General features: G+C 68.0%; 25 protein-coding genes. 12 read left to right on the forward strand and 13 right to left on the reverse strand.

What is annotated here, in order from left to right; genetic code table 11:
* Positions 1–80: 80 nt before the first annotated feature.
* Complete coding sequence (locus ACYQ1L_RS16655) at positions 81–623, reverse strand: putative immunity protein (protein ID WP_460005134.1); 543 nt, start codon at positions 621–623, stop codon at positions 81–83.
* Between the two features lie 301 nt (positions 624–924).
* Between ACYQ1L_RS16655 and ACYQ1L_RS16660 the strand changes: the two genes are divergently transcribed.
* On the forward strand, positions 925–1,416 hold the full coding sequence (locus tag ACYQ1L_RS16660; protein ID WP_460005135.1) for a hypothetical protein: 492 nt from the start codon (positions 925–927) through the stop codon (positions 1,414–1,416).
* Between the two features lie 146 nt (positions 1,417–1,562).
* Positions 1,563–2,297 (forward strand): hypothetical protein, encoded by a 735-nt coding sequence (locus tag ACYQ1L_RS16665; protein ID WP_460005136.1) that lies wholly within the window; start codon positions 1,563–1,565, stop codon positions 2,295–2,297.
* 131 nt (positions 2,298–2,428) lie between these two features.
* On the opposite strand, the gene ACYQ1L_RS16670 is transcribed toward ACYQ1L_RS16665, so the two are convergent.
* Genes ACYQ1L_RS16670 through ACYQ1L_RS16685 form a run of 4 tightly spaced genes read right to left on the reverse strand, consistent with a single transcriptional unit; the run spans position 2,429 to position 7,291 of the window.
* On the reverse strand, positions 2,429–2,593 hold the full coding sequence (locus tag ACYQ1L_RS16670; protein WP_460005137.1) for a hypothetical protein: 165 nt from the start codon (positions 2,591–2,593) through the stop codon (positions 2,429–2,431).
* A gap of 38 nt (positions 2,594–2,631) precedes the next feature.
* Positions 2,632–2,940 carry a hypothetical protein gene (locus ACYQ1L_RS16675; RefSeq protein WP_460005138.1) on the reverse strand — a complete coding sequence of 103 codons (309 nt, stop codon included), beginning with the start codon at positions 2,938–2,940 and terminating at the stop codon, positions 2,632–2,634.
* A gap of 29 nt (positions 2,941–2,969) precedes the next feature.
* Positions 2,970–4,046, reverse strand: coding sequence for a TY-Chap2 family putative peptide chaperone (locus tag ACYQ1L_RS16680; protein WP_460005139.1), 1,077 nt, complete (start codon positions 4,044–4,046; stop codon positions 2,970–2,972).
* Entirely contained in the window at positions 4,043–7,291 is a 3,249-nt protein-coding gene (locus ACYQ1L_RS16685; RefSeq protein WP_460005140.1) for a type I restriction endonuclease subunit R, read from the reverse strand. The genes ACYQ1L_RS16680 and ACYQ1L_RS16685 overlap by 4 nt, the downstream gene beginning before the upstream one ends.
* On the opposite strand from ACYQ1L_RS16685, the gene ACYQ1L_RS16690 reads away from it, so the two are divergent.
* A protein-coding gene (locus tag ACYQ1L_RS16690) for an IS3 family transposase (protein ID WP_460002364.1) occupies positions 7,184–8,376 on the forward strand; the annotation gives its coding sequence in 2 pieces (ribosomal slippage) (positions 7,184–7,468 and positions 7,471–8,376; 1,191 coding nt in all). The two genes, ACYQ1L_RS16685 and ACYQ1L_RS16690, sit on opposite strands and share 108 nt — an antisense overlap.
* Positions 8,377–8,386: 10 nt before the next feature.
* On the opposite strand, the gene ACYQ1L_RS16695 is transcribed toward ACYQ1L_RS16690, so the two are convergent.
* Positions 8,387–9,286 (reverse strand): restriction endonuclease, encoded by a 900-nt coding sequence (locus ACYQ1L_RS16695; protein ID WP_460005141.1) that lies wholly within the window; start codon positions 9,284–9,286, stop codon positions 8,387–8,389.
* A 29-nt stretch (positions 9,287–9,315) separates the two neighbouring features.
* On the reverse strand, positions 9,316–10,884 hold the full coding sequence (locus tag ACYQ1L_RS16700; protein WP_460005142.1) for a type I restriction-modification system subunit M: 1,569 nt from the start codon (positions 10,882–10,884) through the stop codon (positions 9,316–9,318).
* Positions 10,885–11,012: 128 nt separating this feature from the next.
* Between ACYQ1L_RS16700 and ACYQ1L_RS16705 the strand changes: the two genes are divergently transcribed.
* The 4 genes from ACYQ1L_RS16705 to ACYQ1L_RS16720 all read left to right on the forward strand — a co-directional run bounded on the left by ACYQ1L_RS16705 (position 11,013) and on the right by ACYQ1L_RS16720 (position 13,857).
* Complete coding sequence (locus ACYQ1L_RS16705; protein ID WP_460005143.1) at positions 11,013–11,288, forward strand: helix-turn-helix domain-containing protein; 276 nt, start codon at positions 11,013–11,015, stop codon at positions 11,286–11,288.
* Between the two features lie 81 nt (positions 11,289–11,369).
* Positions 11,370–11,642, forward strand: coding sequence for a type II toxin-antitoxin system Phd/YefM family antitoxin (locus ACYQ1L_RS16710; RefSeq protein ID WP_460005144.1), 273 nt, complete (start codon positions 11,370–11,372; stop codon positions 11,640–11,642).
* Entirely contained in the window at positions 11,643–12,068 is a 426-nt protein-coding gene (locus ACYQ1L_RS16715) for a type II toxin-antitoxin system VapC family toxin (protein WP_460005145.1), read from the forward strand.
* Positions 12,069–12,420: 352 nt separating this feature from the next.
* Entirely contained in the window at positions 12,421–13,857 is a 1,437-nt protein-coding gene (locus ACYQ1L_RS16720) for a dicarboxylate/amino acid:cation symporter (protein ID WP_460005146.1), read from the forward strand.
* Positions 13,858–13,995: 138 nt separating this feature from the next.
* Here ACYQ1L_RS16720 and ACYQ1L_RS16725 read toward each other — a convergent pair whose 3' ends face one another.
* The 3 genes from ACYQ1L_RS16725 to ACYQ1L_RS16735 form a co-directional block, all read right to left on the reverse strand.
* Positions 13,996–14,313 (reverse strand): type II toxin-antitoxin system PemK/MazF family toxin, encoded by a 318-nt coding sequence (locus ACYQ1L_RS16725; protein WP_460005147.1) that lies wholly within the window; start codon positions 14,311–14,313, stop codon positions 13,996–13,998.
* A complete protein-coding gene (locus ACYQ1L_RS16730; protein ID WP_460005148.1) occupies positions 14,313–14,546 on the reverse strand; it encodes a ribbon-helix-helix domain-containing protein in 234 nt (77 codons plus the stop codon). The genes ACYQ1L_RS16725 and ACYQ1L_RS16730 overlap by 1 nt, the downstream gene beginning before the upstream one ends.
* 66 nt (positions 14,547–14,612) lie before the next feature.
* Complete coding sequence (locus tag ACYQ1L_RS16735) at positions 14,613–14,936, reverse strand: MerR family transcriptional regulator (protein ID WP_460005149.1); 324 nt, start codon at positions 14,934–14,936, stop codon at positions 14,613–14,615.
* Between the two features lie 143 nt (positions 14,937–15,079).
* Between ACYQ1L_RS16735 and ACYQ1L_RS16740 the strand changes: the two genes are divergently transcribed.
* Both ACYQ1L_RS16740 and ACYQ1L_RS16745 read left to right on the forward strand, forming a co-directional pair.
* Positions 15,080–15,499 (forward strand): Hsp20/alpha crystallin family protein, encoded by a 420-nt coding sequence (locus ACYQ1L_RS16740; protein WP_460005150.1) that lies wholly within the window; start codon positions 15,080–15,082, stop codon positions 15,497–15,499.
* 33 nt (positions 15,500–15,532) lie between these two features.
* Positions 15,533–15,751 (forward strand): DUF2795 domain-containing protein, encoded by a 219-nt coding sequence (locus ACYQ1L_RS16745; RefSeq protein ID WP_159574758.1) that lies wholly within the window; start codon positions 15,533–15,535, stop codon positions 15,749–15,751.
* 148 nt (positions 15,752–15,899) lie between these two features.
* Here the strand turns inward: ACYQ1L_RS16745 and ACYQ1L_RS16750 are convergent, their stop codons facing one another.
* On the reverse strand, positions 15,900–17,657 hold the full coding sequence (locus tag ACYQ1L_RS16750) for a cation:proton antiporter (protein WP_460005151.1): 1,758 nt from the start codon (positions 17,655–17,657) through the stop codon (positions 15,900–15,902).
* Positions 17,658–17,937: 280 nt separating this feature from the next.
* Positions 17,938–18,696 (reverse strand): phosphoribosyltransferase, encoded by a 759-nt coding sequence (locus ACYQ1L_RS16755; RefSeq protein ID WP_460005152.1) that lies wholly within the window; start codon positions 18,694–18,696, stop codon positions 17,938–17,940.
* Positions 18,697–18,800: 104 nt separating this feature from the next.
* Here ACYQ1L_RS16755 and ACYQ1L_RS16760 point away from each other — a divergent pair, with 104 nt between their 5' ends.
* Positions 18,801–19,862: an LLM class flavin-dependent oxidoreductase gene (locus ACYQ1L_RS16760; protein ID WP_460005153.1), complete on the forward strand. Its 1,062-nt coding sequence runs from the start codon at positions 18,801–18,803 to the stop codon at positions 19,860–19,862.
* Between the two features lie 52 nt (positions 19,863–19,914).
* Positions 19,915–20,544 (forward strand): nucleoside/nucleotide kinase family protein, encoded by a 630-nt coding sequence (locus tag ACYQ1L_RS16765; RefSeq protein WP_460005154.1) that lies wholly within the window; start codon positions 19,915–19,917, stop codon positions 20,542–20,544.
* A gap of 188 nt (positions 20,545–20,732) precedes the next feature.
* Here ACYQ1L_RS16765 and pheA read toward each other — a convergent pair whose 3' ends face one another.
* A complete protein-coding gene (pheA, locus tag ACYQ1L_RS16770) occupies positions 20,733–21,695 on the reverse strand; it encodes a prephenate dehydratase (RefSeq protein WP_460005843.1) in 963 nt (320 codons plus the stop codon).
* Between the two features lie 131 nt (positions 21,696–21,826).
* Between pheA and pgm the strand changes: the two genes are divergently transcribed.
* The gene (gene pgm, locus ACYQ1L_RS16775) at positions 21,827–23,470 is read left to right on the forward strand and encodes a phosphoglucomutase (alpha-D-glucose-1,6-bisphosphate-dependent) (RefSeq protein ID WP_460005155.1); all 1,644 of its coding nucleotides are present in this window, start codon (positions 21,827–21,829) and stop codon (positions 23,468–23,470) included.
* The last annotated feature ends 92 nt before the right edge of the window (positions 23,471–23,562 follow it).

Below are 23,562 nucleotides of genomic sequence, written 5' to 3' on the forward strand. Positions count from 1 at the left end.
CTGGGAATGTCCTGTTGACCGGACCCCGGAGCCCGGTCCACATCGTTTGAGAGTCGATCAACCGGTCGCGTCGTAGCCTGTCAGTCGCTGCGGTCGGTCAGCGCGGCTTGGAGTTCGCCGGTTATCGAGCCGAGAACGCCGGCGGAAAGCAGGCCGGGTCCGAGCGGGCCTGAGGAGTTCTCACCGACCGGCGGCAGTTGTTTCAGGGCGGCCCTGGCTGTGCCCGACAGGTGGGCGAGCTGCCAGCGGATTTCCTCGCCGGCGGCGTCCGGATGGTCTGGGGCTGCCAGTCCAGCGGCCTTCGCAGCGTACGCGGCGGCGCCGAGTGCGTGTGCACCCATGTGGGCGACAGCTGCGGCGTGGGAGGCGGCGTGGGCGGCCGCCACTGCGGCGGGAGCGCGAACGTCTCGGGCCGAACGCCCAGCGACGAATCGCCGGCGGATCTCGCCGGCGGTGTCCAGCTCGCCGCGCGAATATGCCCGAGCCCGGGCGATGGCGTCGCGAGGGCGGTCGTCACCGGCGGCTTCCGCCTCGAACACGGCCAGCACCCGCTCTGCACAGTCGGCCGCCCACGCGGCCAGGACCCGCCGGTCTGCCTCGCTCAGCGTCTGGGGCGAACTCATGCCACCACTTTCTCACGCCCTCACAGGCGCACGCGGCTCGGGCTTGAGCAGCGTTGATCACCGGCGGGCGCAGGCAGCGGCAAAGACCGCTGGACCTGCTCCGGGCTGGGCCTTTTCTGGTTGCCATGTCCTTGTCGAGCCTTCCCGCCCAGCATCTGGGCGGCAGGACGCTCACTCGGTCTGGATCAACCGTCAGGGGTCAGGCCCCGCGAATCGATGCCGCCCACCGGGAGCACAGGCAGAGAGGCGAGGTTGTGCACAGGCGCTCCGACGCGACCGCCGGTCGTCCTACGCTGACCTGATGACCGACCCGTCCGACGAACTCGATCCCGGCGACGAGCCCCGGCGCAAGCCCGCCGGATCCGCCGACGACGCCGGATCCGAGCCGAGCGCGGCCGCGGATACCGGAGCCGCCGGCGCGCAGTTCGTGCCGCCATCGAGCCAGCCGCAGTTCGGTCCGTCTGCCCACGAGTTCGCCAGGTGGCTCGTGCATCAGCCCGATTTCACCCCTGAGTTCTTCGAAGACACGATGAACATGTTCGAGAGCATCCTGGTCGTGATGCGCGATGAGGGGCTGCGGCCCGATGTCCCGCAACACATGGAGAAGCTCATCGAGCTGATGTTCGCGGACGACGCGGCAGGAGGTGCGGATCCGGATCTCTTCGACGAGGCGCTGGAGGCGCTCGACGCCTACGTGCACTTCCGCATCGAGAACTCGCGCGACCCGGAGGAGTGGGAAGACGTTCACGACCTCCTCGAGGAAGCCCTCGATGCACGCGACGGCGAGGAGTGAGACGGTCGCCTGGCCGAGCTGTCGTCGCAGGAGGAGGATCCGCTTCCACTGGAAGTTGAGCGAGCGAAGTGGGACGAAACGCCCTGTCTGGTTCCCGCGCCAACAACCCTGGCGTCGGGATCCGCTGCCGCTGTACGTTGATCCTCGTGAGCCGCGCAGCCAAGATCGCCACCGGAATCGGCGCGGCGGTCGTCGTCGCCGGCCTCGTCGCGCTCGCCTACCCCGCATTCGCCGCGATCAGGAGCTTCGAACAGGGGGTCAGCCGCGCGGCCACGGAGACCGAGTCGACCTCCGCGCCGGTCGCCGATCCAACGACGTCCCCGTCACCGACGCCGTCGCCGACCTCGAGCGCCGGCGGGTGCGCGAGCGAGGCATCGCTCCTGTTCGAGTCCCAGGGCGACGCGCCCGTCATCCCGAAGCTGATCAACCCGGAGGCGATGCGCGACAACGGCTCTCGGCCGGGTGCTCGCGGAGAGGTGGTGTGGCACGGCGATGAGATGTTCGCGTACATCGTCGTCCCGAACGACAATCTGATCTCGATCGACGAGCGCCTCTGCTTCGACTTCACGTCGCTGCGCTTCTTCAATCACGTGCTGAGCAACGCGATCCAACCCGGCGCGCAGCTGATCCTTCGTCCGGATCCGACGATCCCGTTCATCCATCCGTACGCCCCTTTCGACGCCGTGGCGGGCACGAACACGGTGGAGTACAACAGCACGATCTATGAGATCGGGGCGGCGGTGCGCACCCACGACCTGGATGCGGCTCGCGCACTCTGGGCGAAGGCGCTCTCCGGTCACGTCTCACCCCAAGCCCAGGCCGCAGCGACGAAGGCTCTGGACGACGGCGACTGGCCGACGCTGGAGCAGCTGTTCCCGTAGCGCGCTATCGGACACTGCTTCCGGGGGCCGTTCACCGAGGTCGTTGAGCGAGGGAGCGGACGAAACGCGGCAACCTCTCGGGCCGGCCTCGCGGGCGATTAACCCGGGTTAATCGCCCTCCCTCGCCCTCGTCACACCGGCGGCACCGGCATCGTTCCCGCGAGCGACCATCCATACTCGTCCACCCCATCGTGCGCGGCTCTGTCGCGTTGTGCGGTGTCAGGATCCGCGTAGAGCAGGCGCACCAGCCCGCGCTGCGGCCACATCCGCTCCGCGGTGAAGGCGTCCTCCCACATGACGAAGCTCCCGCCACCGGTGCGTTCCCGCAGCTCCGCTAGCCAGGCGACGTACTCCGGATCCGCCCGACGTGCCCAGGGTATTCGCCCACCGCCAGCGCCAGCATGTCCGCGATTCCATCAACCTTCGGCTCGGGGAACGGTTCCCATCGGGACGCGTTCGAGTAGCTCAGCACGACGTTGCGCTCTTCCGCGTCGCCCGGCTCCGGCACGAATACGCGGCAACGCCAGTGCCCGGTCGCGTAGAAGTTCGCGTTGATCCGGACGCCCTGCATCCCGCGCTCGTGGAGCAGCGCGACCGCCGCGGTGATAGCGAACTCCGGACGCCGAGGGGACCGAGGATGCATGGGGCGAATGTTGCAATCGTAGGGCCTGGCTACAGCCAGTTGCGAAGCAGCGACGCCGTCATCCAACGGACCCGGCGATCATGCTTGGCGTAAGCCAGTGCGAGATCGACTGGGGCACCCTTCTTCCAATAGAGGCGCCCTTCCAGCGAGACGACTGCGACGGGATCGCCGTCACGCAGCAATGTGAAGAAGTGGCTCAGCGGCTCACCGTAGATGCCCAATTGCTCGATCGAGCGCTGATCCCTCACAGCTGACGGAAATTCACGGATGTGCCCTGGATCGTCGTTCCCATACGCATCTGACGTGTCGAGGAACTCGCAGCGAACATCCCACCAGTGCCCGTCGGTTACAAACAGGTCGAGCGCGCTGGCGAAGAAGCGATATGCCAGGCTGCGTCCGGTTGCCGCAGCGGGTGCACTCGGGACGAAGCCCAGGGCCTCCTCCAACTTCGGCAGGACGTCATAGCGACGTTCGTCCACGGCCGCCCAGTCGATGTTCTTTCCCTCGCCTGCAGGAGCACTCAAGTGCAACGATCCCGCTCGGTTCATGACAATTTGCGGCCCCTCGCGGGTCGCTCCGGGAGACACCTCACGAGGATGAGCGACCCTCAGCACGTCGTACATTCCGCCACCTGGATGCATCTCATACGCGACGAGTTCCGGGTGCCGGCGCACCAATTCCCCCGCAAGCCACCAGGAGTTCGCGACGGTGCGCGCATCGTTAACCGACTTCGCTTCCGAGGACGCGGCGAGGTGTGGCACGGCCTGTGGTCGCAAGGGGTAACGCGAAGGCACGACAGCCTGCTGGAACTTTCCCTTCGCTTCCTCGAGCAGCGCTGCCAAATCGACCGGCCTATCTTCATCGAACAGCGCGTCCGCGGGCGGAAGAATTCGCCAGTTCGGAGAGGTGTCCGCACGATAGAGCGCCCATTCGACCGGAGGAACGTGTGGCTGGTCAAAGAGCGCCTTCGAGCCCCGAGCCTCGTATTTCTCGTTGCCATCCGGGTAGAAGCACCGATGGCCTTCGTCTGCGATCTCCCAGACGCCAACGGGCTCGAGCTTTCCGTACGGCCTGGTCCGAACCGAATGGAGCAGGATGACTTTCATCCGACTTCGTCCTCGGCCGCGGCTCCCAACCCGAGGAAGCGCTCGAAGAATCTCGTGAGCCCATCGATCGCGCGCCGCTTCTTCTCGCCGTGGCCGCCCTCAGGCGCGAATCGTGACCCGGGCGGCAGGATCGCGGTGATCGCCGTGCCGGAGGTGCTCAACCGGCCATCGCGGAAGGCCGACTCGACGAACGCCCGCGTCTGTTCGGCACGCAGTCCCTGTTCAGAGATGAGCGCTTCCAGTTCGGCTTCGCGCTTGGCCGCGATGAATCGCTGCCACTGATCGTCCACGGCACCGTCCATGGTGATGGAGTTGACGAAGTCTTCGACAAGGTCGCGTTTGCTGCGAAGGGTCGGACTCGAATCGACGGCGCGCGATATCTGCGCACGGATCTCCCTGTCCTCGCCGTCCCCCGAACTCGCACGGTACTTCTCGACGAGCAGGAGAATGTAGTCGACATTGATCTCGACCTGCTTGATCAGTTCGATCTCGAAGACGACATCATCATTGATCGATTCCTTGTCGGCGTCCCGGTTCTTGCGGAACTCGGCGTAGAGGTCGAGATAGATGCTCCGGTAATCCTGCGCTTCGCGTGGCGACAGCGGATCCTGCTCCGCGAACTCGTCGAACGAGACGAGGATGTTCTGCAGCCGCAGGATGGCGCCGAACAGCTCGATGAACTCCTTCTGCGCTGCCTCGCCGATGATCGGCTGCCCGAGCGGGAATGCCTGCACCAGGGTCGCGACCTTCTCCGTGTACGCGTCGTAATACTCCCGGTAAGGCTTCAGGAGCACGACACCTCGGGCGTCCTTGTTCCCGAAGAGTTCCAGTGCGGCGTTGGTCTGTTCCTCGAGATTTCGGAACGACACAATGTTGCCGTACGTCTTCACCGAGTTGAGGATCCGGTTCGTGCGCGAAAACGCCTGGATCAGGCCGTGCGATCGCAGGTTCTTGTCGACGAAGAGGGTGTTCAGGGTCGTGGCGTCGAAACCAGTGAGGAACATGTTGACGACGATGACCAGGTCGATCTCGCAGTTCTTCATCCGCTGCGACAGATCCTTGTAGTAGTTCTGGAAACGTTCCGCGCTCGTGTCGTAGCTCGTCCCGAACATGTCGTTGTAGTCCTGGATGGCGTCTTCGAGGAAGTCGCGCGCGTCGCCGGCCAGACCTTCGGTGTCGAACTCCTCGTCGTCGAACACGTCATCAACGGCGTCGTTCGCGCCGTATGAATAGATGAGTCCGACCTTGAGCCTGCGCGCCGGCGGCAACTCTTCCTGCTGAAGCTGGAACTGCGTGTAATAGCGACGAGCCGCGTCGATCGACGCCGTTGCGAAGATCGCGTTGAACCCCCTCACACGCCGGGGCTTTATGATCGCTTCGACTTTCTGCCGCCTTCGCACTGCATCCGCGACATTCATCACGACGGCGTGCTCATAGCTCGAGGATCGTCGCGTCTTCTGGTCGAAATGCTCGAGTGTATAGGCGACGATCTTGCCGATGCGATCCCAGTCCAGCAGCGCCTTCTCGCTGTCGATACGGGCAACTTCCTTGTCGATGACCGCGCCGACCTGCACTGAGTTGAGATAGTCGATCCGGAACGGCAGGACGTTCTTGTCCGTGATGGCGTCGACGATTGTGTAGGTGTGCAGCTTGTCGCCGAACGCCTGCTCCGTCGTCTTCAGAAGCGGGTTTCCACCGGTTCCGGCGTTGGCCGAGAAGATCGGCGTACCGGTGAAGCCGAAGAGGTTGTAGCGTCGGAACGCGCGCGTGATCTGGGAGTGCATGTCGCCGAACTGCGACCGATGGCACTCGTCGAAGATGAGCACGATGTGGCCGGAGTAGATCTCATGGCCCTTGTTTGCCCGGACGAAGTTGGACAGCTTCTGAATCGTCGTGATGATGATCCGCGCGCCCGAATCCTCGAGCTGCCTCTTCAGCACAGCGGTGGATCCGTTGGAGTTCGCGGCGCCCTTCTCGAACCGGTCGTATTCGCGCATGGTCTGGTAGTCGAGATCCTTGCGATCCACGACGAACAGCACCTTGTCGACACTCGGCATCTTCGAGGCGAGCTGAGCTGTCTTGAACGAGGTCAGCGTCTTCCCCGAACCGGTGGTGTGCCAGACATACCCGCCCGCGGCAACAGTCCCTAGGCGCTTGTAGTTGGTCGCGATCTCGATGCGCTGCAGGATCCGCTCTGTCGCGACGATTTGGTACGGACGCATGACGAGCAGGCTCTTGTCCTCGGTGAGCACGCAATAACGAGTGAGGATATTGAGCAAGGCATGCTTCGCGAAGAAGGTCCTTACGAACGCGGTCAACTCCTGAATTGGCTTGTTCTGCGCATCGGCCCACCATGACGTGAACTCGAAGGAGTTGCTGCTCTTCTTGCCGCGCCTTGCCTTCTTGTCTGCGTCGAGATGACGGGTGCGGGTGGTGTTCGAGTAGTACTTCGTGAGTGTGCCATTGCTGATGACGAACAGCTGCACGTACTCGAAGAGACCGGATCCGGCCCAGAAGCTGTCCCGCTGGTAGCGATCGATCTGGTTGAACGCCTCACGCAGGTCGACGCCTCGGCGCTTCAGTTCGATGTGCACCATCGGCAGGCCGTTCACCAGCACCGTGACGTCGTAGCGGTTCGCGTACTTCCCGCCGCCGTCGCCGCCCCTGCCGATTTCGTACTGGTTGATGACCTGCAGACGGTTGTTGTGGACGTTCGTCTTGTCGATGAGCGTGATGTTCTTCGTCGAACCGTCATCACGCTTGAGGATCTGGACGTGATCCTCCTGGATCCGCACGGCCTTCTCGACGATCCCGTCGTTCTTGCTGGCGAGCTTGTCGGTGAAGAATCGCTCCCATTCGCCGTTGCTGAACGTGATGTCGTTGAGAAGCTCGAGCTGGGTGCGCAGGTTCGCGACAAGCTGCGCCTCCGTGGTGATCGGAAGGTAATCGTACGCCTGCGATTGCAGGAGCCGAATCGTCTCCCGCTCGAGTTCCGCCTCCGACTGGTATGCGGTCGCGTCCTGCGGCTCGGGAACGTACTCGGCGACGACCGTGCTCTCGGATGAGATGGGACTGCTGCACGAATAGGTGACATCTGATCTGGCTTGCCCGAGGGGTTGGCCTGGAAGGATGTTGCTGTGCCGAAGCCCTACCCCACTGAGTTCCGTGACGATGTCGTGCGCGTCGCGCGAAATCGTGAGCCCGGTGTGACGATCGAGCAGATCGCGAAAGACTTCGGTGTTCACCCCATGACGTTGCAGAAGTGGATGCGTCGCGCCGACATCGACGAGGGAGCCAAGCCCGGCCAGTCCCGAACCGAGGCGGCCGAGATCCGCGAATTGCGGAAGCGAAACCGGCTCCTCGAACAGGAGAACGAGGTCCTGCGGCGTGCGGCGGCGTATCTGTCGCAGGCGAACCTGCCGGGAAAAGGTTCTACCCGCTCGTGACGGAGCTCGCCGCCGCAGGGATTCCTGTGACGGTGACGTGCCGGGTATTGAAGCTCTCCCGCCAGCCCTACTACCGCTGGCTGGCGAACCCCATCACCGATAGTGAGGTGGTGGAGGCGTATCGCGCGAACGCGCTATTCGACGCGCACCAGGACGACCCCGAGTTCGGGCACCGCCTCCTCGCCGACGAGGCCCGCGACAACGGAGAGGCGATGTCGGATCGGACGGCGTGGCGGATCGCGTCGAGTAACGGCTGGTTCAGCGCGTTCGGCAAGCCCAAGCGCGGCAAGGGCCGCCGACCCGGCCCTCCCGTCCACGACGACCTGTGCGCGGTCGTCGACGAGGACGGGCGTGTGCGGCACGTGTTCACAGCGGAGGCGCCGAACGAACTGTGGCTGACCGACATCACGGAACACCGGACCGCGGAGGGCAAGCTCTACCTCTGCGCCATCAAGGACGTCTACTCGGGACGGATCGTCGGGTACTCGATCGACTCCCGGATGAAGTCCCGTCTGGCCGTCCAAGCCCTCGAGAACGCTGTTGCGATGCGCGGCGACGTCGCCGGATGCATCGTGCATTCCGACAGGGGATCTCAGTTCCGAAGCCGGAAGATGCTCCGCGCCCTCAGCCGGCATCGCATGGTCGGGAGCATGGGCAGAGTAGGGTCCAGCGGAGACAACGCAGCTATGGAATCGTTCTTCGCGCTGCTGCAGAAGAACGTCCTCAACCGCCGAACCTGGACCACCCGCGAGCAACTCCGCATCGCGATGGTGACCTGGATCGAACGGACCTACCACCGTCGCCGACGCCAGGCACGCCTGGGCCGTTTGACGCCCATCGAGTTCGAGACCATCATGAACACGACCGTCGCACTGGCGGCGTGACTATAACCTGTCACCTATCCGTGCAGCAGTCCCCCTCGTCGATCTCGACGATCTTGTAGGTGTTGCGCACCTGCACCCCCACGCCGTAGCGAATCATGAGGCTCGTGAGGCGCTTGCCGTCGATCAGGATGATGCGCGCCGGAATCGCATCGGCGTACGTTCGCGCGCCCTCAGAGAACCGACTGGTCGTGATGAAGACGCCTCCATCCGCTTTGCCCGCGAGCGCTCCGACGAACGCCTGCAAGTCGGGACGACCAACGACGTTGTCGTCCGCGTAGCGCTTCGCCTGAATGTAGACACGGCTGAGGCCGAGAACGTCCTGGTCGATCACACCGTCGATGCCGCCGTCGTTACTCAATTGTGTGACATTGCCGCTGCCCGTCGTGCCGCCATATCCCATAGCCAGAAGCAACTGCACCACGGCCTGTTCGAAGAAGCCTGGCTCCTTGCCCTGCAAGCGCAAGAGCAACTCGGCGGCGACCTCGTCATTGATGCGGGTTATGCCCTGCAACACCTGCTCGGTAGGCGTCATCGATTCACCCGCTACCGACCGCGTAGCGCCGTCCGACTTCTTGTGCTCTGCTTTCTGGTACTCCCTAATCGGGGAGTTCGGGTCTTTGCCTAGCGCCTGAACGTCTCGCTCTCGCACCCCGTTCGGGAACATCGCGAGGAGCTGTTGGCCCGCGTCGGTGATCACGTAGTGGCCGCGCTTTGGGCGATCGAGGGCGCCGACATTCGTCAAGAACGAGACGCCCCATCCGATGCGATTCTCGAACTTCACCTGGCTCCCCGACGGCAGCATCTCCTTGCGCTGCTCGTCAGTGAGCTTCACCTCGTCCGCCACGAGCGGCTGGAACTCTCGCCAGTGCCTGACGCCCCCGTCGCTGAGGACCCGAAGGGTCGGGATCATGAATCCTTCCCAGTTGGGCATCTCCGTGGTCACTGTGCGCCCTCCAGTTCGGCGACGATCGCGTCGATCGAGCGCCGCAGTTCCGCCTGCCGCGCGACGATGCGCTCGATCTCAGCGTTCAGCTCCGTGATGTCGATCACCTCACGCGTATCCCGCGCCTCGACGTAGCTCGACACCGCGATGTTGTACCCGTTCTCCCCGATGTCGGCGTTGGACACGAGGGCCGCAACGTGGTCGACGCTCCGCCTTGCACCGAACAGGTCGATGATGTTCTGCTGGTGGTCCGGCGTGAGCTTGTTCTTGTTGCCGACGCGCGTGAACTCGGCGGATGCGTCGATGAACAACACGGCGTTGTCGGACTTCGATTTCTTCAGCACGATGACGCACGTCGCAATCGTCGTGCCGAAGAAAAGATCCGGCGGCAGCTGGATCACCGCATCGACGTAGTTGTTGTCGATGAGGTATTTGCGGATCTTCTGCTCGGCGCCGCCGCGATAGAGAACACCGGGGAACTCGACGATTGCCGCGGTCCCGTTGACTGAAAGCGAGTTCAGGATGTGCATGGTGAAGGCGAGGTCAGCCTTCGACTTCGGCGCGAGCACACCGGCAGGGGCGAAGCGCTCGTCGTTGATGAGCAGCGGATCCGCATCACCATCCCACTTCACCGAGTACGGCGGGTTGGAGACGATCGCCTCGAACGGCTCCGCATCCCGGTGCATCGGATCCAGAAGCGTGTCCCCATGCGCGATATCGAACTTCTCGTAGTCGATGTCATGCAGGAACATGTTCATCCGCGCGAGGTTGTACGTGGTCAGGTTGATCTCCTGGCCGTAGAAGCCCTGGCGGACGTTCTTCTCACCAAGCACCTTCGCGAACTTCAGCAGGAGGGATCCGGAGCCGCAGGCAGGGTCGTAGACCTTGTTCACCTCGGTCTTGCCGAACACCGTGATCCGCGCGAGCAGCTCGGAAACCTCCTGCGGCGTGTAGTACTCACCGCCCGACTTACCCGCGTTTGCGGCGTACATCTGCATGAGGTACTCGTAGGCGTCACCGAAGAGATCGATCGTGTTGTCCTGCAGGTTGCCGAGCGGCAGATCGCCGATCGCGTCGAGCAGCTTCACCAGCTTCTCGTTCCGCTTCGCGACCGTGGCACCGAGCTTGTTGCTGTTCACATCGATGTCGTCGAACAGCCCCTTGAAGTCGTCTTCGCTGGCGGTGCCGAGCGCGGATGCCTCGATGTCCCGGAAGACCCGCTCGAGCGTCTCATTCAGGTTCGCGTTGCCGGCCGCATGTGCCCGGACGTTGACGAAGAGCTCCGACGGCAGGATGTAGAAGCCCTTCTCCTCGACCGTAGTCCGGCGGCCGAACTCGGCGGCCTCGTCGGGAAGGTGCGCGTAGTCGAACTCGAGGTCGCCCCCGTCGTGCTCCCCCTTGTTGATATACGCGGTCAAGTTCTCGGAGATGAACCGGTAGAAGAGCAAGCCGAGCACGTAGCTCTTGAAGTCCCAGCCGTCGACGGATCCACGCAGGTCGTTCGCGATGCGCCAGATCGTCTTGTGCAGCTCAGCCCGCTGCGCTTCCTTGGTCGTCGGTGACATGGATGTTCGTTCCTCCTGCGCGGCGACAGAGGAGTGCGGGGAATGCACGAGTCCTCACCCGGGCGCGGTACTTGTACCCGGGTGCGTTAACCCTGGCACAAGTCACGGACAATCCCGACGCTTGAGGGGTGCCTCGAGTCCCGTCCGCCGCTGCAGCCCACATCGGGGCTCGGATCCGGCGGGCGCGGGAGTCGTCGACGATGACGCAGGACCAGCTCGCGGCGTACAGCGACATCGACTCGTCGAACGTGCGGGCATACGAGGCGGGGCGTGCGCTGCCGAACGTGCAGACGCTCGTGCGGCTCGCGGAGGCGCTGAAGACGCCGGCGGGCTACTTCCTCGAGGACCTCACGCTCGACATGTTCCCGGCATCAACGACGGACAAGCGGCGTCGCGCGAGCTGACCGGCACTACGTCCAGCCGGACGACGACATCCGATGGTCGCCGCAGGTCCAACGCATCTGATGTGTGGCTACAATTGGCCTATGAATGTCGCCACAATCGGGATCCGGGAGCTTCGCGACGCGCTCAGCCGGCACCTCGCGGATGTGCGCCACGGCGATGAGATCGTGGTCACCGATCACGGCCGACCGATCGCCCGCATCGTCCCGTTCACCACGGAATCCGGCATCGAGGCACTCGCCCGCGCGGGCCTCGCCACGATGCCCGCGGGACCGCGGCGCACCGACTTCACGGCCCCGATCGCCACCGACGGGCTCGTAAGCGACCTGATCGCGGAGAGCTCAGGCAGGTACTGAGTGCTCGCGTACTTCGACACGTCGGCCGTGGTGCCGCTGATCATCGCCGAGCCTGCGAGCGAGCGCTGTGCGCAGCTGTGGGATGCCGCGGATCTGGTCGTCACCTCGGCGCTGACGCTCGTCGAAGTGCATGCCGCGCTGGCTCTGGCGCAGCGAATGGGTCGCATCGACGACGCCCGCCGTCGCGCTGCCGTTGCGGTCTTCGACGAGCGGTGGACGGCGATGGCGCACGTCTCTCCGTCCGAGGCGATCATCCGCACCGCCGCGGACCTCACCGCGGCCCACGGGCTGCGCGGGTACGACGCGATGCACTGCGCCACAGCGCTCGCGGTGGACACGCAGGACTTCGTCGCGGTCTCTGGCGACCGCACGCTGCTGCGGGCGTGGTCGGCACTGGGGATCCCGACCGCGGGCACGACGGCGTAGCGCCCGCCTGGGGCGGTGGCCCTTCGTCTCGCCTTCGGCTCGCTCAGGGACCGGGGCCGGACGGATCCGCGACGCGCGGCGTTTCGTCTCGCGCCGGCTGCGCCGGTGCTCGCTCAACGACCCCGGAAGCGGCGCGGGCCGGGCCCTTCGACGAGCTCAGGGACCGGCGGTGGGCCGGGGCGGGCCCTTCGACAGGCTCAGGGAGCTACGGATCGTCATCGTTCGTCATAGCCGCGAATGGAATACCAGCGGACTCATAGCGTTGAAGACATCCGGCGCCACGGCGCCCATCGTCCCGGCGCGAACGGCGCCGATCCTCCCGGCGCACCCAGCGCACCGACTTGGAGTCTTCATGAGCACCAACACCACCGCACGGCGCCCGAAGGCGCCGGACACGCGCGGACCCGTCCGCAAGCTGCTGACGTCCTTCGGCTTCCAGATCATCGCCGCGCTCGTGCTCGGCATCGCCGCAGGCCTCATCGGCCGCCAACTCGGCGCCACGCACGACAACCACACGGTGCTGTCCGACACGCTCGACAAGATCGGCGGCTCGTACGTCACGCTGCTGCGCGCGGCCGTGGTGCCGCTCATCTTCACCGCGATCGTCGCGAGCATCTCCAACCTGCGCCGCGTGCAGAACGCCGCGCGCCTCGCCGGCCAGACGCTGCTCTGGTTCGCGATCACCGCATTCATCGCCGTGTCCATCGGCATCGTGCTCGGCATCACCATCCAGCCGGGCGCGCACGCGGGCACCGACCTCGCCAAGGGCGCCCCGCCCACCGTCGGCACCTGGTGGAACTTCCTCCTCGGCCTCATCCCGCAGAACTTCCTCGGCCTCGCGGTCAACACCACCGCCGGCCCCGCCGAGGGCACCTTCGTCTCGGGCGTGAGCTTCAACATCCTGCAGGTCATCGTGGTGGCTGTCGCGGTGGGAATCGCCGCGCTCAAGGCGGGCCGCAAGGCCGAGCCGTTCCTGGCCTTCACCGAGTCGCTGCTCAAGGTCATCCAGCGCGTGCTGTGGTGGATCATCCGCATCGCCCCGCTCGGCACGTTCGGCCTGATCGGATCCGCCGTCATCAACTACGGCTGGGACAAGCTCACCTCGCTCGCCTGGTTCACCGGCGCGATCTACCTCGGACTCGCCCTGGTGCTGTTCGTGGTCTACCCGATCCTGGTGAAGTCGCACGGCCTCTCCATCAAGCAGTACTTCTCCGGTGTGTGGCCCGCCGTGCAGCTCGCGTTCGTGAGCCGCAGCTCGATCGGCACGCTGCCCCTCACCGAGCGCGTCACCGAGCGCAACCTCGGCGTGCCCCGCGGCTACGCCTCGTTCGCGGTGCCGCTCGGCGCCACCACCAAGATGGACGGCTGCGCCGCGATCTACCCGGCGCTCGCCGCGATCTTCGTCGCGCAGTTCTTCCACATCGACCTGAGCATCATGCAGTACCTGCTCATCGTCATCGTCTCGGTGGTCGGATCCGCCGCGACCGCCGGCACCACCGGCGCGATCGTGATGCTGACCCTCACCCTGTCGACGCTGGGTCTGCCGCTCGAGGGCGTCGGCCTGCTGCTCGCGATCGACCCGATCCTCGACATGGGCCGCACCGCGGTCAACGTCGCGGGCCAGGCCCTGGTGCCGACGATCGTCGCCAAGCGCGAGGGCATCCTCGACCTCGACCTCTACGACGCTCCCCGCAACGGTCTGCCGTTCGCCGAGGACATCGAGGACGAGGCGCCCGAGGCCGTCGAGTCCGCCGCCGACGAGGCGGCGGTCGGATCCGCGACGCGCTGACGCTCCTTCTTATACGAGGCCCCCGGATCTCTCGCGATCCGGCGGCCTCGTGCGGTGAGGTCGGCAAGCCGTGGCTCCCGTCCCTTCGACAGGCTCAGGGACCGAGTGGGGCGGATCCGGCTGGGCTCGGCCGGGGCCTCAGGACTCCATGAGAGGCATATCGAGGTCGAACGCCAGCACCACGGCGCGAGCGAGGAGGCGCTCCTGCTCCTCGCCGAGGTATCCGATGGTGCGACCGAGCCGGTCCACCGGGATTGTCAGGGTGTTGTCGAGCGACACCGCGCAGTCGTGATCGAGCCCGTTGCGCGGCCCCACCGGCAGCTCGCTGCTGAGGCCCTTGACCGTCGAGGTGATCGGGGCGACCGTCACCTTGGTCATCGCGTGCCGTGCCACCTCTCGAGTGAGCACCAGCACCGGCCGGGTCTTGTCCAGCCGGGCGAGACAGATCTCCCGCATCAGTCGCCGACGTCCAGGTGATTCGCCGACCAGTCCACCAGGCCGTCGAGGTCATCCGCGACGCCGTCTGTCTGCAGGATCTCGACATCGCGCTCGGCGAGTAGCCGGCGCATCTCGCGCTCCAGTGCGGATGCGACCAGCGCGGCGCGGCTGCTGACGCGGCCCGCAGCGACCTCCTCGTCGAGAAACGCGACGACCGGATCCGGCAGCCGCACAGCGATCTGAGTGCTCATGCAGCCATTCTATTCTCCTGCATCCCGCTTTGGGATGCTCCGCGCCGGAGCCACCGCGGCCGCGAGTCAGGCCTGCTCGGACGCGCGGCGGCGCAGCTCGGCGCTCTCCGCGCGCTCGGCCGCGAGCTCGTCCCGCAGGCCCGCGTTCTCGTCCTCCAGGGCGAGCACCCTCCCGATCCCCGCGATGTTCATGCCCTCGTCCCGCAGGCGGGCGACACGCTGCAGGCGGGCGACATCGTCGTCGCTGTACCGGCGCGTGCCCCCGTGGCTGCGGGCCGGGGTCAGCAGGCCCTTCTGCTCGAGCAGCCGCAGGCTCGCCGCGTTCATGTCCGCGAGCTCCGCAGCCACGGCGATGCCGTACACGGGGGTCGTGGAATCGCGCTCTGCCATGCGGGTTCTCCTCAGCACTTGCAACTTTCCAAACACTGTTCTATAACAAATCTACACCTTCAGATGCAGATCCTGCATCCTCGTGCAGCTCCTGCATCCTCACGACCGCACGCCCTGACGGGCCGCACAGGAAAGGAGTAGACATGACCCTCGGTTTCGATCCTCTCAGCCAGCTCGATCGCTTCGCAGCAAGCGTGTTCGACTCCCCGCGCGCGCTCCGGCGCATGCCCGTGGACCTCTACCGCGACGGCGACCGGTACGTGCTGCACGCCGACATGCCGGGTGTCGACCCGGGCTCCATCGACGTCGATGTGGACGGCGGGCAGCTCTCGATCCGCGCCCAGCGCACCATGGGCGGGCAGGCGAACGTGCGCTGGTTCACGCGCGAGCGCGACGCGGGCTCGTACCTCCGGCAATTCGCCCTCGGCGACGGCGTCGACCTCGACGGCATCAACGCCTCCTACGACAACGGCGTCCTGACGGTGATCATCCCGGTGAGCGAGCGCGCCAAGCCGCGCCGCATCGCCGTGAATTCCCTGGACCAGCAGCAGATCGACGCCTGACCGCGATCTGCCCACCACGAGAGGAGAAGAGAGATGGTGCTTCCATCCACACTCGACCGGTTCCTCGCGGGCATGGAGTACCCGGCGTCGCGAGACGACCTGATGCGTGAGGCCCTGCACGACGGCCTCGCTCTCGCCGACCGCGACCTGCTGAGCACCCTGCCCGATGGCACCTACAGCGCCCGCTGGCACGTGCGCCACGCGCTGTCCCGCGCTGGGAGCGCGTTCGAGCGCGTCCCCGCGATGGCCTGAGCGCACACGGCATGCGACCCTCGGATCCTTCCGGATCCGGGGGTCACCTGCTGTCCCGGATGGCTCCAGGTCGCGATTTCTGCGCTTCCCGGCGTCGTTTGGCGCCGAAAGTGCGACCTGAACGACGGGGAGGGATCCGGATCCGGCGTCAGCGCTCGGCGGGACCGGTCGCGACCCGAGCGTCGAGGGCGAGCTCCTCGGCGTCCATCGCGTGGACCAGCTCGCGCATGACCTCCTCGTTCAACGTGCCCGCGTCGCGCTCGGTGATGAGCACGTCGCGGCGCACCTGCAGCCAGCCCTTCGACAGGCCGACGAGCTCGTCGCGGCTCGGGCGCGGCATGCGGTCCTCGTCGCGCTGCCGGCCCCTGAGCCTGTCGAAGGGCTCGGTGTCGCGCTCCACCCGGGTGAACCGCTGTGCGAAGCGGTCGAACCAGCCCAGCGACGCCGCCCCGTGCTGCTGCTCCCACGCGGCGCGCTTCTCGTCCAGGAAGACCTTGCCGGCCTCCCGCGTGCGGGCGCGCACCTGCGCCAGCTGACGGCGGTCCTCCTCCTCTTCGTCGGTGACGTCGGCCACGCCGAGCCCCTTGATGAGCAGCGGCAGCGTCAGCCCCTGCAGCAGCAGCGTGCCCACCGTCACCAGGAACGCGACGACGACGATCGCGTGCGACGCCTCGGTGTCGAGCCCGGCGAGGTCGGCCGCGGCGAGCGCGGTCGCCAGGGTCACCACGCCGCGCATCCCGGCCCACGAGATCACCGCGTTGTCGCGCCAGGTCAGCTGCGACTCCCGGAAGCGCTCGCGCAGCTCCGCCTCCGTCGCGCGGCGACCGGGTCGCCCCAGCCGCCGCTGCTTCTCGGCGACCGCGTCGACGCGCTTCTGGAGCTCCCCCGACGCCAGCGCCTTCTCGAACCGGCGCAGCCGCAGCCACGACCAGAACGCGCCCCACGCCGACGCCGGGTATACGAACATCGGCCGCACCAGCAGCACCACGACGAACACCGCCGCGGCGAGCCAGAGGACGCCGCCCACCTGCGTCGCGCCGAGCTCGGCGAGCACGGGCGGCAGCTGCAGGCCGATGTACGCGAAGACGAACGACTCCAGCAGGAAGTCCGCCGACGACCAGATCGGCGTCTCCTGCATCCGCGTCGCGTAGCTCGTGCGCGGCGCGTTGTAACCGACGACCAGCCCCATCGCGACGACCGCGAGCACCCCGGATCCCTCCAGGTGTTCCGTGATCGCGTACACGCCGAACGGGGCGAGCAGCCCGAACGTGCCGATCACGACCGGATCCGAGATCCGCATGCGCAGCTGGTGCATGCCGAGACCGGCGACCATGCCGATGCCGACGCCGGCGACCACGGCGACGACGAAGTCCTTCAGGCCGCTGCCCACCGTCACGGTGGTGCCCGCGAGGATCAGCGCGAACACCCGGTACAGGGTCAGCGAGGTCGCGTCGTTGATGAGGCTCTCCCCCGACAGCACCGTCATCACCCGGCGGGGAAGACCGAGCCGGCGACCGATCGCGGCGGCGGACACCGCGTCGGGCGGCGCCACGATCGCGCCGAGCAGCAGTGCGCCGGGCAGCGTCAGCGACGGCATGATCAGCCACGCCACGAGGCCGACGGCCGCGGTCGTGACGATCACGAGGTCGACGCCGAGCCGACGGATCTGCGGCAGGCTGCGCCGGAAGCTCACGACCGACACGTCGAGCGACGCGGAGTAGAGCAGCGGCGGCAGCACGAACGCCAGCAGCACGTGCCCTTCGATGCGCAGGTTCGGCACCGCGGGGATGAACGACACCGCGAGCGCCACGACCGTGACGAGCAGCGGCGCCGGCCAGCCGCGCCAGCGGGCGACGGCCGCGACGATGACGGATCCGACCAGCACGTAGAAGATCTCGGCGTCCATGGCGCCAGGCTACCGGGGCGGCTCCGTCGCACCGCCGTCGCGGCGCTGTCGCCGGCTCCGCCGTCGCGGCGCTGTCGCCGGCTCCGGTGTCGTGGTGCTGTCTCCGGCTCCGGTGTCGTGGTGCTGTCTCCGGCTCCGGTGTCGCGCGCGCTCCGGTTCCTGAGCGAGCGCAGCGAGACGAAGGACGCTCGGCGAGGTGGGGCGGCGAGGATCCCGAAGCCGGCGGCTCGAGATCCGGTTCCCTCGCTGTGGGGCGGCGAGGAGCCGGATGGTCTCCGCCTCAGCCTCCGGTCTCCGCGGCGAGGATCCGGATGACCTCCTCGTCGGAGGTCTGGCGGAAGTCGAGGTAGTGCATGCCGACCGCCATGAAGTCGTCGGGCGCCGCGAGACTCACCACGGCATCGGCGTCGGGATCCGGGCCGGCGCGCAGCGCGGCGAGCGCGTCGGGCGCGGCGACCGGCACCGCCACCACGACCCGCGCGGCGCCCCGGGCGCGCGCGATCGCGCAGGCCGCACGCACGGTGGCCCCCGTCGCGATGCCGTCGTCGACGATGAGCGCGGTGCGTCCGGTCAGCGGCACCGGAGGGCGCCCGCCGCGGAACAGCAGGGCTCGGCGCTCCACCTCGGCGCGCTCGCGGCGCTCCCCCGCGCGCACGGTCTCCTCGTCGACCGCGGCGACGCGCACCACCTCGGGGTTGCGGACGGTCGCGCCCTCCTCGCCGACGGCGCCCATCGCGACCTCCGCCTGCCAGGGCACGCCGACCTTGCGCACCACGAGCACGTCGAGCGGAGCGTCGAGCGCCCGCGCCACCTCGGCCGCGACGGGCACCCCGCCGCGGGGCAGGCCGAGCACGACGGGCTGCGGTGTGGCGGCGCCCGGCGTCGGGGCGGCCGGGGCCGCGCCTGCTGCAGCACCCGCGCCCGCGGCGCCCTTCCACGCGGGGTCGGCGGCAAGGCGCGCGCCGTTCCACGCCGGGTCGGCGGCAAGCCGCGCGCCGAGTCGGCGTCCGGCGTCGGCGCGATCCACGAAGCGGTCCATGCCTCCGGACTACGCCGACGGCGCGGCGGGGTCAAGGGACTGAGGGCCCGGCAGACCCGACCGGATCCGGAATGCCCCGGGATCCGGTCGCGTTGCCACGAGGGATGTCTTCTCTCGCGCTCTCCGTCCTCGATCTCGTCCCGGTGCGCACCGGGCAGACCAGCGCCCAGGCGGTGGCGGCGTCGCTCGCCCTCGCCGTGCGCGCCGACGAACTCGGCTACCGGCGGTACTGGTTCGCCGAGCACCACAACATGCCGGCCGTGGCCTCGACCGCCCCGCCGGTGCTCATCGCCGCCGCCGCGGCGCGCACGCAGCGCATCCGCGTGGGGTCCGGTGGGGTCATGCTGCCCAACCACGCGCCGCTCATCGTCGCGGAGCAGTTCGCCGCGCTCGAGGCGATCGCCCCGGGCCGCATCGACCTCGGCATCGGCCGCGCCCCGGGCAGCGACCCCGTGATCACCCAGCTTCTGCGCGCCTCCGGCACGGCCGGCGATGTGGAGCGCTTCCCCGACCACGTGCAGGACATCGCGCTCATGCTGCAGCCCGAGGGCGCCGTTGTGCATTTCAACAACGCAGCGCAGTTCACGTCGGGCGGCGAGTACGCGGTGCGCTCGACGCCCGCCGCCACCGGCGCGCCCGAGGTGTGGCTGCTCGGATCCAGCGACTACTCGGCGCAGCTCGCCGCCTCGCTCGGCCTGCCGTACGTGTTCGCGAACCACTTCTCCGGCCACGGCCTCGACCGCGCCCTGTCGCTGTACCGCGACGGCTTCCGCCCCACCGAGGCGCACCCCGAGCCGCGCACCTTCCTCACCGCGAACGTCGTCGCGGCACCCACCGCCGAGGAGGCCGCCGAGCGCGCCATCCCGCAGCTGCGCATGATGGCGCGGCTGCGGCTGAACCGTCCGCTCACCGCGCTCGAGACCGTGGAGCAGGCCCGGGCCGCCCTCGCCGCGAACCCGGATCCGCAGGAGGAGCAGATCCACGCCGCAGCGCTCGCGAACTGGTTCGTCGGCGACGCCGCCTCGGTGCGCGCGTCGCTGGAGGCCTTCGCCGCGCAGCACGGCGTCGACGAGATCATGATCTCGCCCGTCGCCGGATCCTTCTCCGCCGAGGATCCGCACCGCACGCCCGGCCGCATCCAGACCCTGGAGCTGCTCGCCGGCTGATCCGCGAGATCCGACTCCTCCACAGATGCGCCGCGCCCGCTAGAGTGCGAGCGTGATCGAGCTCGACCCCGCCCTCGTCGACCGCGCGGTTGCGCTCGCAGAGCGCGCGGACCGGGTGGTGCTCGGCATCGTCGGCGAGCCCGGGGCCGGCAAGACCACGCTGACCACGGCGCTGCTCGCGGCGCTCACCGCCCGCGGCGTCTCGGCGGCGTGGCTGCCGATGGACGGCTTCCACCTCGGCGACGGCAGCCTCGACGCCCTCGGGCTGCGCCGGCGAAAGGGCGCGGTGGAGACCTTCGACGGCTGGGGCTACCTCGCGACGCTGCGGCGCGTGCTCACCGAGATCGACCACCCCGTCTACGTGCCGGGGTTCGAGCGCACGCTCGAGCAGCCCATCGCCGCCGACCGGGTGATCCCGCCTGGCGCCGCGCTCGTGCTCACCGAGGGCAACTACCTGCTCGACGAGACCGAACCGTGGCCGCTCGTGCGCGAGGTCGCCGCAGAGATCTGGTACGCCGACGTCCCGCAGGATCTGCGGATCCGGCGCCTCGTGGCCCGGCACCTCGCGTTCGGCAAGTCGCTCCCCGAAGCGGAGGCCTGGGTCGCATCGGTCGACGAGCCGAACGCGCAGCGGATCCGCGCCCGCAAGGACGAGGCGGATCTGATCGTGCCGGTGCGCTGAACGCGGCAGCGTCGGGTTGCCGCGTTTCGTCTCGGTCGCCTGCAGCGGCCTCGCTCAACGACCCCAGAGGACGGACTCGGGGGTCAGCGACTCCGGATCCATGTTCAGGTCGCACTTTCTGCTCCAAACCCAGCGCCTTGCCGCAGAAATTGCGACCTGAACGCCGGTGCTACCCGCGGACCCGGATCCTACGCCTCGGGCTCGCCGGCGATGAGGCCCCGCAGCCAGTCGCGCGCCTCGACGAACACGTCGTCGGCGTAGCGCTCGGGGTACTTCACGATGCGGCGGTCGGCCCGGGGGTACGAGCCGAGGTAGACGACGCGCGGGCTGAACCGGCGGATGCCGAGCAGTGCGTCGGCCATGCGCTCGTCCTGGATGTGCCCGTCCGCGTCGAGCACGAAGCGGTACCGGCCCAACTCGTCGCCGATCGGGCGGGACTGCAGCAGGGACAGGTTGATGCCGCGGGTGGAGAACTGCTCCAGCAGCTCGAGCAGCGCACCGGCGTGGTCCTCCGGCAGCTCGACGATGAGCGACGTCTTGTCGGCGCCCGTCGGCGGCGCCGGGGCCACGGTCCGGGCCACGAGCACGAAGCGGGTGACGGCGTTGTCGTTGTCGCCGATGCCGTCGGCCAGCAGCTCCAGCTCGTGGTGCTGCACGATGCCGGGCGCGGCGATCGCGGCGTCGGCGGGCAGGGATCCGTCCAGGATCCCCAGGGCCGAGGCGACGTTGCTCGCGGCGGGCACGTGCTGGTGCCGCGGAAGATGCTCGCCGAGCCAGCCGTAGCACTGCGCATAGGCCACCGGATGCGCGGCGATCACGGTCACGTCGTCGATGCGCGTCCCGGGGGCGGCGACCAGCACGAAGTCCACCTTCACCAGGTATTCGCCGACGATCCGCAGCCCCGGCAGCGTCGCCAGCGCGTCGAGGGTGGTGGTGACCCCGCCCTCGACGGAGTTCTCGATCGCGATCATCGCCGCGTCGCTGCGCCCCTCGAGCACGTCCGACAGCGCCTCGCCGACGTTGTGCACCGGGCGCCAGTGCTGCCCGCGCGCCTCCGGGACCTGGTCCAGCGCAGCCTCGGTGAAGGTGCCCGCGGGACCCAGATAGCTGTAGGTGCGGCGGGCGGGGGCGGCATCGGTCACGGCGTTCAGCCTAGTCCGCGCCGCCGGACGCTCCGGCGTCCATGACCGGCCCGGATCCGTTCGACGCAAGATCGGCCGTTCGGCGGCGTGCGCGCGGAAATCATGATGCGAACCTCGTCCCGACGCGGCAGACTGTCGGCATGACGAGCCGTGCCGGCCTCCCCGCGGAGGAAAGCGACCTGATCGACGTCGACGAGCTGATCGCCGCCTACTACGACCGGATCCCCGATCCGAAAGTGTCCACGGAGAGAGTGGTGTTCGGCACGAGCGGCCATCGCGGCTCGTCGCTGAGCGGCAGCTTCAACGAGCAGCACATCCTCGCCACGACGCAGGCGATCGTCGACTACCGCACGGCGCAGGGCATCACGGGTCCGCTGTTCCTCGGCCGCGACACGCACGCACTGAGCCGCCCGGCCGAGCGCAGCGCGATCGAGGTGCTCGTCGCGAACGGCATCGACGTGCTCGTCGACTCCCGCGACGCGTGGGTGCCGACGCCGGCGCTCAGCCACGCGATCCTCACCTACAACCGCGACCGCAGCGACGACGAGCCCGGCCGCGCCGACGGCATCGTGGTCACCCCGTCGCACAACCCGCCCCGCGACGGGGGCTTCAAGTACAACCCGCCGCACGGCGGCCCCGCCGACACCGACGCGACCGGGTGGATCGCGAACCGCGCGAACGAGCTCATCGAGGCCGGCCTCGAGGGCGTCAAGCGCACCCGCTTCGCCGACATCGACACCGGCAGCCTCGGCACCTACGACTTCCGCGACGCCTATGTGCGCGACCTGCCGTCGATCATCGACGTGGAGGCGATCAAGAAGGCCGGCGTCCGGATCGGGGCGGATCCGCTCGGCGGAGCCTCGGTGGAGTACTGGGCGCTCATCGGCGAGATGCACGGCCTCGACCTCACCGTGGTGAACCCCGAGGTCGACCCGACCTGGCGCTTCATGACGCTGGACTGGGACGAGAAGATCCGGATGGATCCGTCGTCGCCGTCGGCGATGGCGTCGCTGGTCGCCAAGAAGGGCGACTACGACGTGCTCACCGGCAACGACGCGGACGCCGACCGGCACGGCATCGTCACCCCCGACGCCGGGCTGATGAACCCCAACCACTACCTGGCCGTCGCCATCGACTACCTCTTCTCGCACCGCGAGGGCTGGGACCGCAACGCGGCCATCGGCAAGACCCTGGTCTCGTCGATGATCATCGACCGCGTGGCCGAGTCACTGGGCCGGCGCCTGCTCGAGGTGCCCGTCGGGTTCAAGTGGTTCGTGCCGGGTCTGCTCGACGGCTCGGTCGCGTTCGGCGGCGAGGAGTCGGCCGGCGCCTCGTTCCTGCGCAAGGACGGATCCGTGTGGTCGACCGACAAGGACGGGATCCTGCTCTGCCTGCTCGCCGCGGAGATCATCGCCGTGACGGGCAAGACGCCGTCCGAGCGCTACCGCGAGCTCGAGGAGGCCTTCGGCGCCTCCGCCTACCAGCGCGTCGACGCCCCCGCCACGCCGGAGCAGAAGGCCGCGCTGTCGAAGCTGTCGCCGGAGTCGGTGTCGGCCACGGAGCTCGCCGGCGAGCCGATCACGGCGAAGCTCTCGCACGCGCCGGGCAACGGCGCGGCGATCGGCGGCCTCAAGGTGCAGACCGAGCACGCCTGGTTCGCCGCGCGCCCCTCGGGCACGGAGGACGTGTACAAGCTCTACGCGGAGTCGCTGCTCGGGGCGGAGCACCTCGCCCGGGTGCAGGAGGAGGCCCGCGCGGTCGTCAGCGCCGCGCTCGGCGGCTGAGGCGCGTCCGGCCCCCGGGGTCGTCGAGCGCCCTTCGTCTCGCCTTCGGCTCGCTCAGGGACCGGTGTTCGCCGGCGCCAGCTGGGCGCGAT

Source organism: Microbacterium xylanilyticum (assembly GCF_054654695.1).

What these genes read in the sequence shown, in the direction of transcription:
- ACYQ1L_RS16710 (WP_460005144.1), top strand. Translation starts at nt 11,370, where the DNA reads ATGAATGTCGCCACAATCGGGATCCGGGAGCTTCGCGACGCGCTCAGC.
- ACYQ1L_RS16725 (WP_460005147.1), bottom strand. Translation starts at nt 14,313, where the DNA reads ATGCGGGAGATCTGTCTCGCCCGGCTGGACAAGACCCGGCCGGTGCTG.
- ACYQ1L_RS16745 (WP_159574758.1), top strand. Translation starts at nt 15,533, where the DNA reads ATGGTGCTTCCATCCACACTCGACCGGTTCCTCGCGGGCATGGAGTAC.
- ACYQ1L_RS16670 (WP_460005137.1), bottom strand. Translation starts at nt 2,593, where the DNA reads ATGTGGGAGGACGCCTTCACCGCGGAGCGGATGTGGCCGCAGCGCGGG.
- ACYQ1L_RS16680 (WP_460005139.1), bottom strand. Translation starts at nt 4,046, where the DNA reads ATGAAAGTCATCCTGCTCCATTCGGTTCGGACCAGGCCGTACGGAAAG.
- ACYQ1L_RS16730 (WP_460005148.1), bottom strand. Translation starts at nt 14,546, where the DNA reads ATGAGCACTCAGATCGCTGTGCGGCTGCCGGATCCGGTCGTCGCGTTT.
- pgm (WP_460005155.1), top strand. Translation starts at nt 21,827, where the DNA reads ATGACGAGCCGTGCCGGCCTCCCCGCGGAGGAAAGCGACCTGATCGAC.
- ACYQ1L_RS16695 (WP_460005141.1), bottom strand. Translation starts at nt 9,286, where the DNA reads ATGATCCCGACCCTTCGGGTCCTCAGCGACGGGGGCGTCAGGCACTGG.
- ACYQ1L_RS16750 (WP_460005151.1), bottom strand. Translation starts at nt 17,657, where the DNA reads ATGGACGCCGAGATCTTCTACGTGCTGGTCGGATCCGTCATCGTCGCG.
- ACYQ1L_RS16675 (WP_460005138.1), bottom strand. Translation starts at nt 2,940, where the DNA reads ATGCATCCTCGGTCCCCTCGGCGTCCGGAGTTCGCTATCACCGCGGCG.
- ACYQ1L_RS16700 (WP_460005142.1), bottom strand. Translation starts at nt 10,884, where the DNA reads ATGTCACCGACGACCAAGGAAGCGCAGCGGGCTGAGCTGCACAAGACG.
- ACYQ1L_RS16655 (WP_460005134.1), bottom strand. Translation starts at nt 623, where the DNA reads ATGAGTTCGCCCCAGACGCTGAGCGAGGCAGACCGGCGGGTCCTGGCC.
- ACYQ1L_RS16735 (WP_460005149.1), bottom strand. Translation starts at nt 14,936, where the DNA reads ATGGCAGAGCGCGATTCCACGACCCCCGTGTACGGCATCGCCGTGGCT.
- ACYQ1L_RS16740 (WP_460005150.1), top strand. Translation starts at nt 15,080, where the DNA reads ATGACCCTCGGTTTCGATCCTCTCAGCCAGCTCGATCGCTTCGCAGCA.
- ACYQ1L_RS16720 (WP_460005146.1), top strand. Translation starts at nt 12,421, where the DNA reads ATGAGCACCAACACCACCGCACGGCGCCCGAAGGCGCCGGACACGCGC.
- ACYQ1L_RS16660 (WP_460005135.1), top strand. Translation starts at nt 925, where the DNA reads ATGACCGACCCGTCCGACGAACTCGATCCCGGCGACGAGCCCCGGCGC.
- ACYQ1L_RS16755 (WP_460005152.1), bottom strand. Translation starts at nt 18,696, where the DNA reads ATGGACCGCTTCGTGGATCGCGCCGACGCCGGACGCCGACTCGGCGCG.
- ACYQ1L_RS16760 (WP_460005153.1), top strand. Translation starts at nt 18,801, where the DNA reads ATGTCTTCTCTCGCGCTCTCCGTCCTCGATCTCGTCCCGGTGCGCACC.